The sequence below is a fragment of the Bacillus sp. CH30_1T genome (genome assembly GCF_008364765.1).
GTDB lineage: Bacteria > Bacillota > Bacilli > Bacillales > Bacillaceae_B > Rossellomorea.
Map to the genome: position 1 here is coordinate 177,372 of NZ_VTUY01000004.1, position 15,963 is coordinate 193,334.

Genomic DNA, 15,963 nt, shown 5'->3' on the forward strand with positions numbered 1-15,963 from the left:
ATCCAAAAGGCAAAAAGCGCCTTTCCGATATCTTCGCCTTATGCTTGTCGCCTCTTGAGCAAAGCCCCTCCGCTTTTGTTCTACCAGGTCCTTTTTCTTCATATGTTTTTAGGAGAAGGAAGGTGGACAGGTATGGAAAGAAAATACTTGATTGGAATTAGTCTAATTGCTATTCTGACTTTAGTTATCGTTGAAAATCCGTTATCAGATCAATATGTGACAGGACTAAAACAAGAATCGTTAGAAGTAAATGGAGTTAGCCAACCCAATGATCTAACTCGAAGAATAAAAGAAGAAGCAAAATTGAGAGAAGTCCCGGCTCAAGATGCTGTAATAGATACAGTTTGGAAAGCTACTCCAGGATATAATGGTCTGAAAGTGGATGTAGAAGCGTCTCTTCAAAATATGAAAAAAGAAAAATCATTCGATGAAGATAAACTGATCTACAAGCAAATCCCTCCTGAAACGCACTTACCTGATTTGCCTGCTTCCCCTGTTTACCGAGGGAATCCGGATAAACCAATGGTCTCTTTTATTATCAATGTAGCATGGGGAAATGAATATATCCCGGATATGCTTGCAACTTTGAAAAAACACCAAGTATATGCTACGTTCTTTTTAGAGGGGAGATGGGTGAAAAATAACCCGGACTTAGCGAAGATGATCGTGGACGCAGGACATGAAGTGGGAAATCATTCATATTCTCACCCTGATATGAAAACATTGGATTCAGCCAAAGTAAGAGAAGAATTGAAAAAGACGAATGAAATAATTGAAGTGACCACAGGGGAGAAAGCGAAGTGGTTTGCTCCACCAAGCGGCAGCTACCGGGAGGAAGTCATTAATATTGCAGACGAAATGCACATGAGAACGATTATGTGGAGTGTGGATACGATTGATTGGCAAAAGCCACAACCAAGCGTGTTAATCGAGCGTGTAATGAGAAAGATGCACAAGGGAGCAATTGTACTTATGCACCCGACAGCTTCAACGGCTAATTCGTTAAACATGTTGATTCTTCAAATAAAAGAAAAAAATTTAAGGCTTGGTACGATCTCAAGCTTGGTTAAAGAAGAGAGAATCGTAGAAGACATCGATAATTCGTCAGAACAGGGAAATAGTAATAAGAAGCAGTAAGTTTGCATCATGAATAGGAGGAAATTTCTTGATAAAGAAATATACATGCCAAAATGGACTAAGAATCGTGCTGGAGGAAATACCTCATGTCCGTTCTGTAGCGATTGGGGTCTGGATTGGAACCGGCTCACGCAATGAATCGGAACAAAATAACGGGATATCCCACTTTTTGGAACATATGTTTTTCAAAGGAACAAAAACGAAAACAGCCCGTGAAATAGCAGAGTCCTTTGACAGCATCGGCGGACAGGTCAATGCATTTACTTCAAAGGAATACACCTGCTATTATGCAAAAGTATTGGACAATCATGCGGATTATGCCTTACATACACTTTCCGATATGTTCTTTAACTCTACCTATGTAGAAGAAGAATTGAATAAAGAAAAAAATGTAGTGTATGAAGAGATTAAAATGTATGAAGATACCCCTGACGATATCGTTCATGACTTACTAAGCAAGGCAATCTATGAAGAGCATCCACTTGGCTATCCGATTCTGGGAACGGAAGAAACACTGAACTCATTCAATCAAGCTAAATTGAAAGAGTATATGCATGACATGTACACCCCGGATCAAGTAGTGGTATCTGTAGCAGGAAATGTGGATGAAACATTCATCAAAGAAGTCGAGAAGCTATTCGGATCTTATGAAGGTGGTAAAGGACCTGAGGACCGTGTGAAGCCTGCCTTTCATAACAATAAGCTTGCCCGGAAAAAAGATACAGAACAAGCCCATTTATGCTTAGGATTTGACGGCCTGCAAATTGGGCATCCGGACATCTATAACCTGATCGTATTAAACAACGTATTAGGTGGCAGTATGTCATCCCGTCTTTTTCAAGAGGTTCGCGAACAAAGAGGACTTGCGTATTCCGTTTTTTCTTATCACTCCGCATATGAAGATAGCGGAATGGTTACCATTTATGGAGGGACAGGGGCCAATCAATTAGATCAATTATTTGATACGATCGACAGCACCCTGCAAGCCCTAAAAGATGATGGTATAACCTCTAAAGAATTACTAAACAGCAAAGAACAATTAAAGGGTAACCTTATGCTGAGTTTAGAAAGTACGAATAGCCGGATGAGTCGTAACGGGAAAAATGAGCTGCTTCTAAAACACCACCGTACGCTGGATGAGATTGTCGAAGAAATCGACGGCGTTACAATGGACAAGGTAAATCAGTTAGCCCTTGACATCTTTAAAGATGATTATGCAATATCCCTCATCAGTCCGGATGGGAATCTCCCTCAAAATATGAGGAAATAACAGGAAAAAGCAGACTGCTTAAGTCTGCTTTTTTTGAATGAATCATCACATTGGATTGAAATAACGAAGAATTTCTTCTAAAAAAAGTGGACAGTGTATACATTGTAATACAAAGCTTTTTTAAGGAGGAAACCTTCATGAGATTAAGCGAGTTAAGCGGAAAAGAAATAGTCGATTATAAAAAAGCAGAACGACTTGGAATTCTAGGGCAAACTGATCTTGAATTCAATGATAAGTCAGGAAGTATTAATGCCCTTATCATTCCGACCGGTAAATGGCTGCGAAAACAAGGCGGGGAAATCCGGGTACCTTGGCATCAAATCAGAACAATCGGGTCTGATATGATCATTCTGGAAGTATCGAATGAATAACGAAATAGATAGTCTTTTGAAACGGGGCCCACCCCGTTTTTTATTTGGCCTATAATTTAAAAAGTATGCTTTCTCCAAAATGTTGGTAGGAGTCAGTGGAATATGAAGATACATATTGTACCATTTGAATGAAACTTGTCTACGATCATTATCCCCACCTAACCTTTTAAAACCGCTCCTTTACAAAAATAATCCCACATTCTAAACGGTCTCTTCCTGCTTTTCTTCTCACCCATTAGATATGTGCAACATACACTGTTGAAGTGAAAAGGGATTTAGAATAGCGATTATGTAAAAAGTAGGTGAAATCAGTGATGCTGACCGGAATGCAGATCGCAGTTCTAGGCGGAGATGCTCGTCAACTTGAGATTATTCGGAAGCTTACTGAGTTGGATGCAAAGATCTCACTCGTAGGTTTTGAACAACTAGATCATGCCTTTACAGGGGCTACGAAAGAAAAGCTCGATGAAGTGGACTTTTCAATTATTGACGCCATAATCTTACCTGTACCAGGCACGAATCTACAAGGAGAAATTGATACGATTTTTTCCAATGAGAAAATTGTTTTAACAGAAGAAGTTGTGTCTCAGACGCCAGAGCACTGTACGATCTATTCAGGAATTAGTAATAAGTATTTGGATGAAATAATGTCTTCAACGAATCGGAAACTTGTTCAGTTGTTTGAGAGAGACGATGTTGCCATTTATAATTCTATTCCTACAGTAGAGGGAACGATTATGATGGCTATTCAACATACAGACTTTACGATTCATGGATCTACGATTGTCATATTGGGTCTGGGTAGGGTAGGTATGAGTGTAGCTAGAACGTTTCATCATTTAGGCGGAAAGGTGAAGGTTGGCGTTCGGAAAAGTGAGCATCTGGCTAGGGTGACTGAAATGGGCTTAGAGCCATTCCACTTAGATAACTTAGAAAAAGAGGTTGAGAATTGTGATATATGTATTAACACAATTCCAGTGCATATAGTGAAGGCTGCTGTAATAGCCAAAATGCCAGCTCATACATTAATCATCGATTTGGCTTCAAAGCCTGGAGGTACAGATTTTCGTTATGCAGAAAAACGGGGAATAAAAGCATTGTTAGCCCCGGGATTGCCTGGGATCGTTGCACCAAAGACAGCTGGCCAGATACTGGCGAATGTCCTTTGTCAATTGTTAGAGGAAGATTTTGATTTAGGAAAGGAGAGTTCATCATGAGTGTGAAAGGGAAACGAATCGGTTTTGGTCTGACAGGTTCTCATTGTACGTATGATGCCGTATTCCCGGAAATCGAACGATTAGTGAATAACGGTGCAGAAGTGATGCCGATTGTAACGTCAACTGTTATGAATACGGAAACGAGATTCGGTAAAGGAGAAGACTGGATTAAGCGAATTGAGGACGTTACAGGTCATAGGGTAATCGATTCAATTGTAAAGGCAGAACCACTTGGTCCTAAAATTCCATTGGATTGTATGGTGATTGCTCCCCTTACAGGAAATTCAATGAGTAAATTCGCTAATGCAATGACAGATTCTCCAGTGTTAATGGCTGCTAAAGCGACTCTTCGTAATCACCGTCCTGTAGTACTGGGGATTTCGACAAATGATGCTCTTGGTTTAAACGGTGTAAACCTAATGAGATTAATATCAACCAAAGATATTTACTTTATCCCATTTGGGCAGGATGCACCTGAAAGCAAACCGAAATCAATGGTAGCCAGAATGACGCTGATTCAGGAAACCATAGAAGCGGCTATTGAAGGAAGACAGCTTCAGCCTGTCGTAATCGAAAGATATTTAGATTAATAGATTGAGAAGGCTATCAACTTGCACTGTTAAGATGGCCTTCTTTTCATGTATATTTATTTAAAGTTATTAGTAAATAAAAATAATCAAGGCATAAAGATAAAATTCCCTATTGTCGAATAATTGTTTATGTTAAAATATTCTTTATTATAGTAATAGACTAAAAGGTATACCTACTATGAGTATACTGTATGGTTGGAAGGAGAGAAGATTTTGAATACAACAGGATTACATGTAGCGGTTGTCGGTGCCACAGGTGCAGTTGGACAACAAATGCTACAAACATTAGAAAAAAGGGACTTTCCAATAAAACAATTGACATTATTGTCTTCAGCCCGTTCAGCCGGGTCCACCGTTACTTTCAAAGGTAAAGAATGGACGGTTGAAGAAGCTAAGCCTGAGAGTTTTGAAGGGGTAGACATTGCTTTATTTAGTGCAGGGGGTAGTGTATCCAAACTTCTTGCTCCTGAAGCCGTTAAACGTGGAGCTATCGTCGTCGACAATACAAGTGCATACCGAATGGATCCAGACGTTCCTCTTGTTGTTCCAGAGGTGAATGAAGAAGATATCAAACTTCATAATGGAATCATTGCGAATCCTAACTGTTCTACGATCCAGATGGTGGCAGCACTTGAACCGATCCGTAAACAATATGGTTTATCGAAAGTAATCGTCTCAACCTATCAAGCCGTTTCAGGGGCAGGAGCAGTGGCCATCGATGAGCTCCACGCGCAATCACAAGCCATATTGTCCGATGAATCATTTGAGCCGAGTGTGCTACCTGTAAAAGGGGATAAAAAGCATTATCAGATAGCTTACAACGCGATTCCTCAAATTGATAAATTCCAGGAGAACGGCTTTACATTTGAAGAAATGAAAATGATCAATGAAACAAAAAAAATTATGCATATGCCTTCATTGAAGGTATCTGCAACATGCGTAAGATTACCAGTTGTAACAGGTCACTCAGAAAGTGTATATATTGAAATTGAGGAGGGTTCTGTAACAGTGAATGATATCCACTCACTGTTAAAAGATGCTCCAGGAGTAACTTTAGAAGACGTCCCGGAAGAACAGATTTATCCGATGCCTGCACATGCAGTAGGAAAACCGGATGTATTTGTTGGCAGGGTGCGTAAAGATCTTGATGAAGACAAGGGCTTCCATATGTGGGTTGTGTCTGACAACTTACTTAAGGGAGCGGCTTGGAACTCAGTTCAAATCGCAGAAAGTCTAATGAAACTTGGTATAATTAAATAACGAAGAGGGACCATTTTAGCTATAGATCTATTTATTTCCACTATTCGTTCTCACATACCTCTTGAACATATGACAATGAGGTGTAGTCATGAAACTGATCGTTCAAAAATTTGGTGGAACGTCTGTACGTGATGAGGCAAGTCGCTTAAAGGCACTTGCCCACACGAAGCAAGCGATTGAGAAGGGGTATAAAGTGGTGGTAGTCGTTTCAGCTATGGGAAGAAAGGGTGAACCTTACGCTACTGACTCCCTATTATCACTTATCGGTGGCAGGAATACTTCAATAAGTAAGAGAGAGCAAGATTTATTATTATCTTGTGGAGAAATCATCTCCAGCCTGGTCTTCTCTAATATGCTTCTAGAACATGGAATCCGGTCAACCGCTTTGACTGGTGCTCAAGCCGGATTCCGAACTAATAATGATTTTAACAATGCTAAGATTTTGGAAATGAGATGCAGCCGTTTGGTCAAAGAGCTCGAAGATCACGATGCAGTGGTGGTAGCGGGCTTTCAAGGTGCAACGAAAGATGGTGATGTCACCACAATCGGCAGAGGGGGAAGTGATACTTCAGCTTCTGCATTAGGAGTGGCATTAAAAGCTGAATTCATCGATATTTTCACCGATGTTGAAGGGGTTATGACTGCCGATCCCCGCATTTCATCGAAAGCAAGACCTATTACGGTTGTTTCTTATAATGAAGTATGTAATATGGCATATCAGGGGGCAAAGGTGATTCATCCAAGAGCTGTTGAAATTGCGATGAATTCAAATGTTCCAATCAGGATTCGTTCTACTTATTCAAATGGTGAAGGGACGCTTGTGACAACACTTGAAAATACGAAGGCACACAAAGAATTCCGGAGTCATCCCGTAACAGGAATCGCCCATGTATCCAACCTAACGCAAATAAAAGTATTCGCTAAGGAAGACCAATACAATCTTCAAGCTGAAGTCTTTAAAGCGATGGCTAAAGAAGGAATAAGTGTTGACTTCATTAACATTTCGCCACGGGGTGTTGTTTACACTGTTGCATCATCCCTGGCTGAAGGTGCGATTTCCGTTCTAAATAAAATAGGTCATAAACCTATTGTAGAGTCAGAGTGTGCTAAGATTTCAGTAGTGGGAGCCGGAATGACGGGTGTCCCAGGTGTGACTTCAGCCATCGTATCTTCTCTGTCCAATGAAGGAATTCGAATCCTCCAGTCAGCAGATAGTCATACGACTATTTGGGTCCTGGTGAAAGAGATGGACCTGATTAATGCGATTAATGCACTTCATGATACGTTTCAACTACAAGAGAGAACCGCTACATTCAGGGTAGGATAAACTTAAGAGGAGAGTGACTAGATTGAATTTTGGCCGCGTTTCTACGGCGATGGTTACCCCATTTGACCGTAAAGGAAATATCGATTTCACCAAGACGACCCAATTAATTCAGTATCTGATTGAAAATGGATCAGATTCGTTAGTAGTAGCCGGGACCACTGGTGAGTCTCCGACCTTAACAAAAGAAGAAAAGATTGCTTTATTTCGACATGTAGTAAAAGTAGTAAACGGAAGAGTACCTGTCATTGCCGGGACGGGAAGCAATAACACCCACGCGTCAATCGAACTTACCAAAAAGGCAATAGAGGCAGGCGTAGATGCCATCATGCTGGTGGCTCCATACTATAATAAGCCGAGTCAGGAAGGGTTGTTCCAGCATTTTAAGGCGATTGCTGAATCAACAACCTTACCTGTCATGCTCTATAATATTCCTGGACGTTCAAGCGTCAATGTTTCTCCGGAAACAATCATTCGATTATCAGAGATTGAAAACATTGTAGCTGTTAAAGAAGCAAGCGGTGACTTGGATAGCATGACTGAAATCATTTCCCATACATCAGACGACTTTATGCTATACAGTGGAGATGACGGACTTACTCTCCCTGTATTGTCAATAGGTGGAACTGGAATCGTGTCTGTTGCCTCACATATCATCGGAAACGAAATGCAAGAGATGGTTGCTGCATTTACAGGTGGAAACCATTTAAAGGCAGCCGGTCTGCATCAAAAACTTCTTCCAGTCATGAAAGGCTTATTTACCAGCCCGAACCCAACTCCGGTTAAAACAGCCCTGCAAATGAAGGGTCTGGACGTTGGATCCGTCCGCTTACCATTAATTCCACTAACAGAAGTGGAAAGAGCAAAGCTGTCTCAATTATTACAGGTATTATCTTAAGTAAAAGACTGTGAAGGCCATCCTTCACAGTCTTTTATTATAGACAGGAAAAGCACATAAAATCAGTAACAGATTAATTTATTTTGAAGAAGAAGGATTTAGTCACGTAGTATCGAAATAGTAATGTAGTAAAAATGAATGCAGTCTTTTTCCTAATCTTATTATAGGAAGGATAAAATTGGTTGTACTCCCAAAATATTATCAAGTATAATAAACGTAACTGATTGAAGATCGGGAAAGGCACAGCATAGGAGGACATAATGTGAGTAAGACAAAGAATGAAAGTATAAAGATCATACCGCTCGGAGGAGTAGGTGAAATTGGTAAGAACATGTACGTAATCGAAGTGGATCATGAAATTTTCGTGGTTGACACAGGGCTGATGTTCCCTGAAAATGAAATGCTCGGAATTGATATCGTAATCCCTGACATTCAATACTTGATCGAAAATAAAGAACGTGTGAAAGGAATCATTTTGACTCATGGACATGAGGATAGTATTGGAGGGATTTCATACGTACTCAATAAGATTAAAGCTCCTGTTTACGGCACCCGTTTAACGAATGCTCTTGTAAAGGCACGATTGAAGGATGAAAATGTCAGGGAAGATGTGAAATTCTTTACGATTCACTCAGATAGCCATCTCTCTTTCGATGGAGTGAATGTAACGTTCTTTAAAACCACACATAGTATTCCGGATTCAGTTGGTGTATGTATACATACATCTGAAGGAGTTATCGTACATACCGGGGAATTCAAATTTGATCAATCTGCTAAACACCTTTATCGACCGGATTTAGGCAAAATGGCTCAAATCGGTGAAAAAGGAGTGCTATGTTTGTTGTCTGATAGCAAAGAAGCGGAGAGACCCGGCTACACAACATCCGAGGCCGTCATTGAACAACATATAACAGACGCCTTACGAATGGCATCCGGTAGAGTTATTGTAGCTTGCTTTGCATCTAATTTAATTCGACTACAGCAAGTTTTTGACGCTGCAGATCAAAATAATCGTAAAGTGGTCGTAGTGGGTAAGAGTTTGAAGAGAGTATATGATGTAGCTTTGAAATTAGGCTATCTTCACGTCCGGGATGAGATGATCATCGGAATGGATGAGATTGGTGATTATCCTAAAGATGAAGTCGTCATCATCGCCACCGGAACACAAGGAGAGCCGTTTGAAGCCTTGCAGCGGATGTCAAAACGCTCCCATCGTCTTGTGAATATCGAAGAGGGAGATACTGTCCTAATTACGGCCTCACCTTCGCCTGGCATGGAAGTGATTGCAGGGAAGACAATTGACATGCTTTATAGAGCAGGAGCAAACGTCTTGACCGCTAATAAGGTTCATGTTTCAGGGCATGGGAGTCAGGAAGATCTAAAGTTTATGTTAAATATCATGAAGCCTAAGTATTTCATTCCTATTCAAGGTGAGTATAAAATGCTGGTGGCGCATACACAGATCGCTCACGACATCGGTCTTCCGTATAAGCAAATTTTCATTTTGGATAAAGGAGATGTGCTTCAATACAAGGACGGTAAGATGAGAATGAGCGGCCGGGTGCAGGCTGGGAATGTGTTAATCGATGGAATTGGTGTAGGGGACGTGGGGAATATCGTCCTTCGCGACCGTAAACTATTATCAGAAGATGGTGTCTTTACGGTCGTTGTAACGATCAACCGCAGATCCAAATCAATTGTGTCAGGTCCTGAAATTATATCACGCGGCTTCGTTTATGTAAGGGAGTCAGAAGAATTGATTGAAGGAGCTGGGGGCATCGTAACGGATGTAGTACATTTCTATTTACAAAAGGGCTCTTTTGAATGGACAACCATTAAACAAGATATCAGAGATCAGCTCAATTACTATTTATTCAATAAAACACGAAGAAGACCAATGATATTACCGATCATCATGGAAGTTTAATGCGTGAGGCTATTTGTTTCTAACAAATAGCCTCCGTTTTTTATTTGATCCCAAAGTATAAAGTATGAAAACACTCCCTTATTAAAATAATAACAAGAGAATGGAAATGAAAAGGAGATGTTTTCATGGAAGATAATCATGTACGTATGCAGGATCAGCCAAATAAAGGCCAGGATGATAATAAAGATAAACCATCAGGATTAATGGAAAAGATACAGCAATTAGGGCAAACCAATGTCCCGCAACTCTCTCAGGATTCCAATATCCATTGCTTGACGATTGTAGGACAAATAGAAGGGCATATGCAGCTTCCGCCACAAAATAAAACAACGAAGTATGAACATGTTATTCCACAGCTAGTAGCCATTGAGCAAAATCCAAAGATAGAGGGTTTGGTGGTAATATTAAATACGGTAGGTGGAGACGTGGAAGCGGGACTCGCCATTTCTGAAATGATCGCTTCACTTTCTAAACCTACAGTATCTGTTGTGTTGGGTGGAGGACATAGTATTGGTGTACCGATTGCCGTATCATGCGATTTCTCTTATATTGCCAGCACTGCTACAATGACAATCCATCCGGTTCGGTTGACGGGATTGGTGATCGGCGTACCCCAGACATTCGAGTACTTGGATAAAATGCAGGATAGGGTAGTTAGTTTCGTTACGAAGCACAGCAATATATCGGAAGAAGATTTTAAAGACCTGATGTTTGCAAAAGGTAACCTCACACGGGATATCGGTACGAATGTGGTCGGTGACGATGCCGTCGAATACGGCCTGATAGATGGGATCGGGGGCATTGGGACAGCCATTAAAAAGATTAACGAGTTAATTGAGATGAAAAAGCAATCGGATCAACAAGAGGGATTAGTACAATGATCCTTTATACAGTCGTTCCCAATGATCTTGTATTTCCAACAGAAGCAAGTGAATTCAGTGGTCAAATGATGATGGAATATCAGGGTGTTCCTATCCTTGTTCAGCAGGAGGAGAACCGGTTTCGAATTGTCAGGGTCATGAGTAGCGACCCTGCCCATTATCTTGATAATCAGATTAGCCCGGGTGAATTTATCAACAATTAAGCGAGAAAGAGGATTTTCCCGAAATAGTGGTTATGCTATAATATTACTGGAAGAGATAATCATAATTAAGTTAACGGGAAGGGTCTGACACCTTAGGCACATAGATTGCCCCAAAGGATCAGCCCTTTCTTCATCTTTACGTACATATGAAGAAAGACTTCAATAGAATTTAGGTGAATTGGATTGGCAAAACGAAAAAGAAGAAAAAAACGATCTGCAACGAGTTCAACCTTAAAACAAACCATTAAATATGAAATTACAGGAATGATCCTTGCTGCCCTCAGTTTGATTTCGATCATAGAGCTTGGAGCTGTAGGGAAAGCAGTGGTATATTTCTATCGATTCTTTCTGGGTGAATGGTATATGGTTGCCCTCCTATGGATGCTGTATGTGGCTGGATACCTCATGATTAAACGAGAGATTCCTATGTTATTTAGTCGCAGACTTATTGGGATATACATCATCATTGCGAGCTTCTTGCTATTGAGTCATGTGAAATTATTTGATTTGCTCTCAAATGATGGTTCTTTCGATAATCCAAGTGTCATCATGAATACGTGGGATTTGTTTTGGATGGATGTAAGCGGGGAAACGAGTACTTCGGATCTTGGTGGGGGAATGATAGGGAGCGTTTTATTTGCCGTTTCTTATTTTCTATTTGACTCTCAAGGAGCAAGGATTGTTAGTGCAACATTCATATTGATCGGAATCATACTAGTGACAGGTAAATCCATCGGGGATGTGCTTGGAAGAGCAGGAAAGCGATTTGGTGCATTCCTAAGCGGTCAGTGGTCGGCATTCAAACAAGATATGAGTGACTGGAGAGAAGATCAGTCAAAGAAAAAAGAAGTGAAAGAAAAGAAAAAGAAAGAAGTTCCTGTGAAGCATGAGAAAGCGATTGAAAAACCGCTGCCTCAGGAAGAGGAAACGAGAGAACCGATTATCTCTAACTTTGCGGAACGTGCATACGGAGGGGCTCAGACTAAAGAAGAACCATCCGCTACAGAGGCGGGAATAAATGATGAAAAAGATGAAGCTGCAGCTCAGAAAAAATCCGATTCAGAAGGAGAAGCGGATTCTGCACCACCGATTACGTTTACTGAAGTAGAAAATAAAGATTATAAATTACCTTCTATTTCGTTATTAAAGAGTCCTAAAAAAACAGATCAGAGTAATGAATATCAACTGATTCATGCCAATGCAGCCAAACTTGAAAGAACCTTCCAAAGCTTCGGAGTAAAAGCGAAAGTTACACAAGTTCACTTAGGTCCAGCCGTCACCAAGTATGAAGTACACCCGGATGTAGGTGTGAAAGTAAGCCGCATCGTGAACCTTAGTGATGATTTAGCCTTGGCTCTTGCAGCTAAAGATATCCGAATCGAAGCTCCTATTCCAGGGAAATCGGCTATCGGTATTGAAGTTCCTAACTCAGAAGTGGCCATGGTGTCTTTAAGAGAGGTGCTTGAAGCCAAGGAACATAATAAACCTGATGCCAAGCTCCAAATTGGTTTAGGGCGGGATATTACCGGAGAAGCCGTACTTGCAGAATTGAATAAAATGCCTCACTTACTTGTAGCCGGGGCCACAGGAAGCGGAAAGAGTGTCTGTATTAATGGAATCATTACGAGTATTCTAATGAGAGCTAAACCACATGAAGTTAAGCTCATGATGATAGATCCAAAAATGGTTGAATTGAATGTATATAATGGGGTTCCGCACCTATTGGCTCCCGTTGTAACGGATGCGAAGAAAGCTTCACAGGCATTAAAAAAGGTTGTAAGTGAAATGGAGCGGAGATATGAATTGTTTTCTCACACAGGAACAAGGAATATTGAAGGCTACAACGACTACGTTAAGAGACAGAATCTCGAGAACGAAGAAAAGCAGCCGCTGCTTCCATACATTGTGGTGATAGTGGATGAGCTCGCTGATTTAATGATGGTTGCTTCAAACGATGTAGAAGACGCCATCACAAGACTCGCACAGATGGCACGTGCCGCAGGGATCCATTTAATTATTGCGACTCAGCGTCCTTCTGTTGATGTTATTACAGGGGTCATCAAAGCGAATATTCCATCGAGGATTGCGTTTGCCGTTTCATCACAAATCGATTCCAGAACCATCCTGGATTCCGGTGGTGCAGAAAAACTATTGGGTAGAGGAGACATGCTCTTTATGCCTGTAGGGGCTTCAAAGCCAACAAGGGTACAAGGCGCCTTTTTATCTGATGAAGAAGTTGAAGAAATCGTTGATTTTGTCATTTCTCAACAAAAGGCACAGTATCAGGAAGAAATGATTCCAGATGAGATACAAGAAGATGAGAAAACGGGCGAAGCAGAAGACGAACTCTATAATGATGCAGTTCAGTTAATCGCTGAAATGCAAACCGCTTCCGTATCCATGCTTCAAAGAAGATTTAGAGTTGGTTATACAAGAGCAGCACGATTGATTGATGAGATGGAAGTAAGAGGAGTCGTTGGGCCTTATGAAGGAAGTAAGCCGCGAACCGTCTTGATCGGTAAACCTTCAGAAGAGCAAAGCTCTTAACAAAAGGTGTGTTACCCTATTCAAAGTGAACGGGGTAACACACCTTTTTTATAAGATATTCAAGGGAGAAATCTCAAAATGTATCCGTTTCAAATGATGTTATTCTAGTTTATCCACTAATGTGTTATACTATTAAAAGCGTTTACAATTGTAATGGCGTTGTTTTAATTTTGTAAAGATTGATAATCTATAACAACCATATTGTAAAATATTTGTAAAAAAACTCCATGAAACCCTATTCATCCTTATATATTTACTATTTTTTTACAAATGAGGATTTTAAATTGTCATTCTAATCATTTTTTTCGACAAAATCACACAATGCTATTTATTTATGAAAAGAAAAGTGTTATAGTATTTTCGATTAGTAGGAAAGATATACATCAGAGGTCTGATGTCTTGAGAAAATTTGGTGGTGGTTCCAGTGACAATAAAGACAGACAATCGACATTTATACTTACAAGTGATAGACCGTTTGAAGAAAGATATCGAAGCGGGAGTATACAAAGAAAAAGAAAAACTCCCGTCTGAATTTGATCTCTCCAAACAACTAGGTGTGAGTAGGGCTACTCTCCGTGAAGCTCTCAGAATTCTTGAGGAAGAAAGTGTCATCGTACGACGTCATGGGGTAGGTACATTTGTAAACGCTAAACCGCTCTTTACTTCTGGTATCGAGCAGCTGAACAGTGTAACGAACATGATTAAGCAGGCCGGTATGGAGCCAGGGACCATTTTCTTAAGCTCAACAACTCAAGAAGCTACTGAGGATGATGTGAAGAGGTTTACTTGCAATGAAGAGGACGACGTGATCCTGATTGAACGGGTTCGTACTGCAAACGGGGAACCGGTTGTGTATTGTGTAGACAAAATTCCTGAAAAGATTATGCCGAGGAATTTCACCCATGAGGATAATTCGATTTTCACCGTTTTGGAGAAACGCGAGAATAAGAGAATCACTCATGCTGTTGCACAAATAGAACCTATGGGCTATCACGATAAAATCTCCCCTATTCTAAATTGTGAACCAGAAACGGCACTACTCGTATTAAAGCAAATGCATTTTGATGAAAACGATGAGCCGATTCTGTACTCAGTAAATTATTTTCGGTCAGACAAATTTAGCTTCCAAGTATTAAGAAAGCGTGTATAACAACAATCCATCTTACTACTAATTTATTAAATATTAGGGGGTACTCTAGGTGAAAAAACGTAAAATTGGTTTAGCGTTGTCATTTGTTCTAGCTGCAGGTACATTATTAGGTGCTTGTGGAACAAGCGAGGACAAAGAAGGTGCATCTAGTGGTGAAGGTAACAAAAAAGAAGATCAATTTACAGTAGCAATGGTTACAGATGTTGGTGGAGTAGATGACAAATCTTTCAACCAATCTGCTTGGGAAGGTTTAAAAGCTTTCGGTGAAGAGCACGACTTAGAAAAAGGTAAGGAAGGTTTTGACTACTTACAATCACAATCTGATGCTGACTACGCTACTAACTTAAACACATTAGCTCGTCAAGACTTTGACTTAGTATATGGTATCGGCTTCCTTATGGAAGGTGCAATCAATGATATTGCACAACAACAAAAAGATTCTCACTTTGCTATCGTTGATGCTGTTGTAGACCAGCCAAACGTTGCAAGTATCACATTCAAAGAGCAAGAAGGTTCATTCCTTGCGGGAGTTGCTGCTGGGCTAGCAACGAAAACGAACAAAATCGGCTTCCTTGGTGGAATGGAAATTCCAGTAATCGAGCGTTTCCATTCCGGCTTCATTGCTGGTGTGAAAGCAGTTAATCCCGAAGCGGAAATCGTTGCAGATTATGCAGGAGCATTCGACAAAGCTGAACTTGGTCAAACAATCGCGTCTAAAATGTACTCTCAAGATGTAGACGTTATCTTCCATGCAGCAGGTGGTACTGGTAATGGATTGTTCAAAGAAGCACGTGACTTAAAAGAAAAAGATCCTTCCCGTGAGCTATGGGCAATCGGAGTTGACTCCGACCAATCAGCAGAGGGTAAAGTTGGGGATCATAATATCATCTTAACTTCTTCTTTAAAACGTGTAGATAACGCTGTTCTGGATCTTGCTAACAAAGCAAAAGAAGGGAATTTCCCTGGTGGAGAAGTTATCTCTTACGGTCTTAACGAAGAGGGTGTTGGATTAGCTGAACTTAACGAAGAGCTTTCTAACAAAGACGAGGTTATGACTAAAGTTGATGAATGGAAAGAAAAGATCAAGAGTGGGGAAATCACTGTTCCTGAATCTTTAGATGCAGCAAATTCATTCTCAGCTAACTAATTGAACGGGGATAAGGGGGCCAAGGATAGCCGGCCTCTTAT

General features: G+C 40.5%; 14 protein-coding genes. All 14 read left to right on the forward strand.

Annotated elements, in window-relative coordinates; genetic code table 11:
* Positions 1 to 132 precede the first annotated feature (132 nt).
* The 14 genes from F0342_RS08545 (at position 133) to F0342_RS08610 (ending at position 15,922) form a co-directional block, all read left to right on the forward strand.
* The gene (locus tag F0342_RS08545; RefSeq protein WP_149155545.1) at positions 133 to 1,137 is read left to right on the forward strand and encodes a polysaccharide deacetylase family protein; all 1,005 of its coding nucleotides are present in this window, start codon (positions 133 to 135) and stop codon (positions 1,135 to 1,137) included.
* Positions 1,138 to 1,165: 28 nt separating this feature from the next.
* Positions 1,166 to 2,407: a M16 family metallopeptidase gene (locus F0342_RS08550; RefSeq protein ID WP_149155546.1), complete on the forward strand. Its 1,242-nt coding sequence runs from the start codon at positions 1,166 to 1,168 to the stop codon at positions 2,405 to 2,407.
* Between the two features lie 137 nt (positions 2,408 to 2,544).
* Positions 2,545 to 2,778, forward strand: coding sequence for a YlmC/YmxH family sporulation protein (locus F0342_RS08555; RefSeq protein ID WP_149155547.1), 234 nt, complete (start codon positions 2,545 to 2,547; stop codon positions 2,776 to 2,778).
* Between the two features lie 314 nt (positions 2,779 to 3,092).
* Entirely contained in the window at positions 3,093 to 3,995 is a 903-nt protein-coding gene (gene dpaA, locus F0342_RS08560) for a dipicolinic acid synthetase subunit A (protein ID WP_149155548.1), read from the forward strand.
* A complete protein-coding gene (locus F0342_RS08565) occupies positions 3,989 to 4,585 on the forward strand; it encodes a dipicolinate synthase subunit B (RefSeq protein WP_181778049.1) in 597 nt (198 codons plus the stop codon). The genes dpaA and F0342_RS08565 overlap by 7 nt, the downstream gene beginning before the upstream one ends.
* 213 nt (positions 4,586 to 4,798) lie before the next feature.
* The gene (gene asd, locus F0342_RS08570; RefSeq protein ID WP_149155549.1) at positions 4,799 to 5,845 is read left to right on the forward strand and encodes an aspartate-semialdehyde dehydrogenase; all 1,047 of its coding nucleotides are present in this window, start codon (positions 4,799 to 4,801) and stop codon (positions 5,843 to 5,845) included.
* An 88-nt stretch (positions 5,846 to 5,933) separates the two neighbouring features.
* The gene (gene dapG / locus F0342_RS08575) at positions 5,934 to 7,172 is read left to right on the forward strand and encodes an aspartate kinase (protein ID WP_149155550.1); all 1,239 of its coding nucleotides are present in this window, start codon (positions 5,934 to 5,936) and stop codon (positions 7,170 to 7,172) included.
* Positions 7,173 to 7,194: 22 nt separating this feature from the next.
* The gene (gene dapA / locus F0342_RS08580; RefSeq protein WP_262481678.1) at positions 7,195 to 8,067 is read left to right on the forward strand and encodes a 4-hydroxy-tetrahydrodipicolinate synthase; all 873 of its coding nucleotides are present in this window, start codon (positions 7,195 to 7,197) and stop codon (positions 8,065 to 8,067) included.
* A 262-nt stretch (positions 8,068 to 8,329) separates the two neighbouring features.
* Positions 8,330 to 9,994, forward strand: coding sequence for a ribonuclease J (locus F0342_RS08585; RefSeq protein ID WP_149155551.1), 1,665 nt, complete (start codon positions 8,330 to 8,332; stop codon positions 9,992 to 9,994).
* Positions 9,995 to 10,140: 146 nt separating this feature from the next.
* A complete protein-coding gene (locus F0342_RS08590; protein ID WP_149156060.1) occupies positions 10,141 to 10,875 on the forward strand; it encodes a ClpP family protease in 735 nt (244 codons plus the stop codon).
* Positions 10,872 to 11,078: a YlzJ-like family protein gene (locus F0342_RS08595; protein ID WP_149155552.1), complete on the forward strand. Its 207-nt coding sequence runs from the start codon at positions 10,872 to 10,874 to the stop codon at positions 11,076 to 11,078. The genes F0342_RS08590 and F0342_RS08595 overlap by 4 nt, the downstream gene beginning before the upstream one ends.
* Before the next feature lie 183 nt (positions 11,079 to 11,261).
* Positions 11,262 to 13,625, forward strand: a complete 2,364-nt coding sequence (locus F0342_RS08600; protein WP_149155553.1) for a DNA translocase FtsK — start codon at positions 11,262 to 11,264, stop codon at positions 13,623 to 13,625.
* Between the two features lie 424 nt (positions 13,626 to 14,049).
* Entirely contained in the window at positions 14,050 to 14,775 is a 726-nt protein-coding gene (locus F0342_RS08605) for a GntR family transcriptional regulator (protein ID WP_149155554.1), read from the forward strand.
* Positions 14,776 to 14,824: 49 nt separating this feature from the next.
* Positions 14,825 to 15,922, forward strand: coding sequence for a BMP family lipoprotein (locus tag F0342_RS08610; RefSeq protein ID WP_149155555.1), 1,098 nt, complete (start codon positions 14,825 to 14,827; stop codon positions 15,920 to 15,922).
* The last annotated feature ends 41 nt before the right edge of the window (positions 15,923 to 15,963 follow it).

Coding starts and splice junctions, on each gene's coding strand:
- F0342_RS08590 (WP_149156060.1), top strand. CDS start 10,141: ATGCAGGATCAGCCAAATAAAGGCCAGGATGATAATAAAGATAAACCA.
- dpaA (WP_149155548.1), top strand. CDS start 3,093: ATGCTGACCGGAATGCAGATCGCAGTTCTAGGCGGAGATGCTCGTCAA.
- dapG (WP_149155550.1), top strand. CDS start 5,934: ATGAAACTGATCGTTCAAAAATTTGGTGGAACGTCTGTACGTGATGAG.
- F0342_RS08545 (WP_149155545.1), top strand. CDS start 133: ATGGAAAGAAAATACTTGATTGGAATTAGTCTAATTGCTATTCTGACT.
- F0342_RS08595 (WP_149155552.1), top strand. CDS start 10,872: ATGATCCTTTATACAGTCGTTCCCAATGATCTTGTATTTCCAACAGAA.
- F0342_RS08555 (WP_149155547.1), top strand. CDS start 2,545: ATGAGATTAAGCGAGTTAAGCGGAAAAGAAATAGTCGATTATAAAAAA.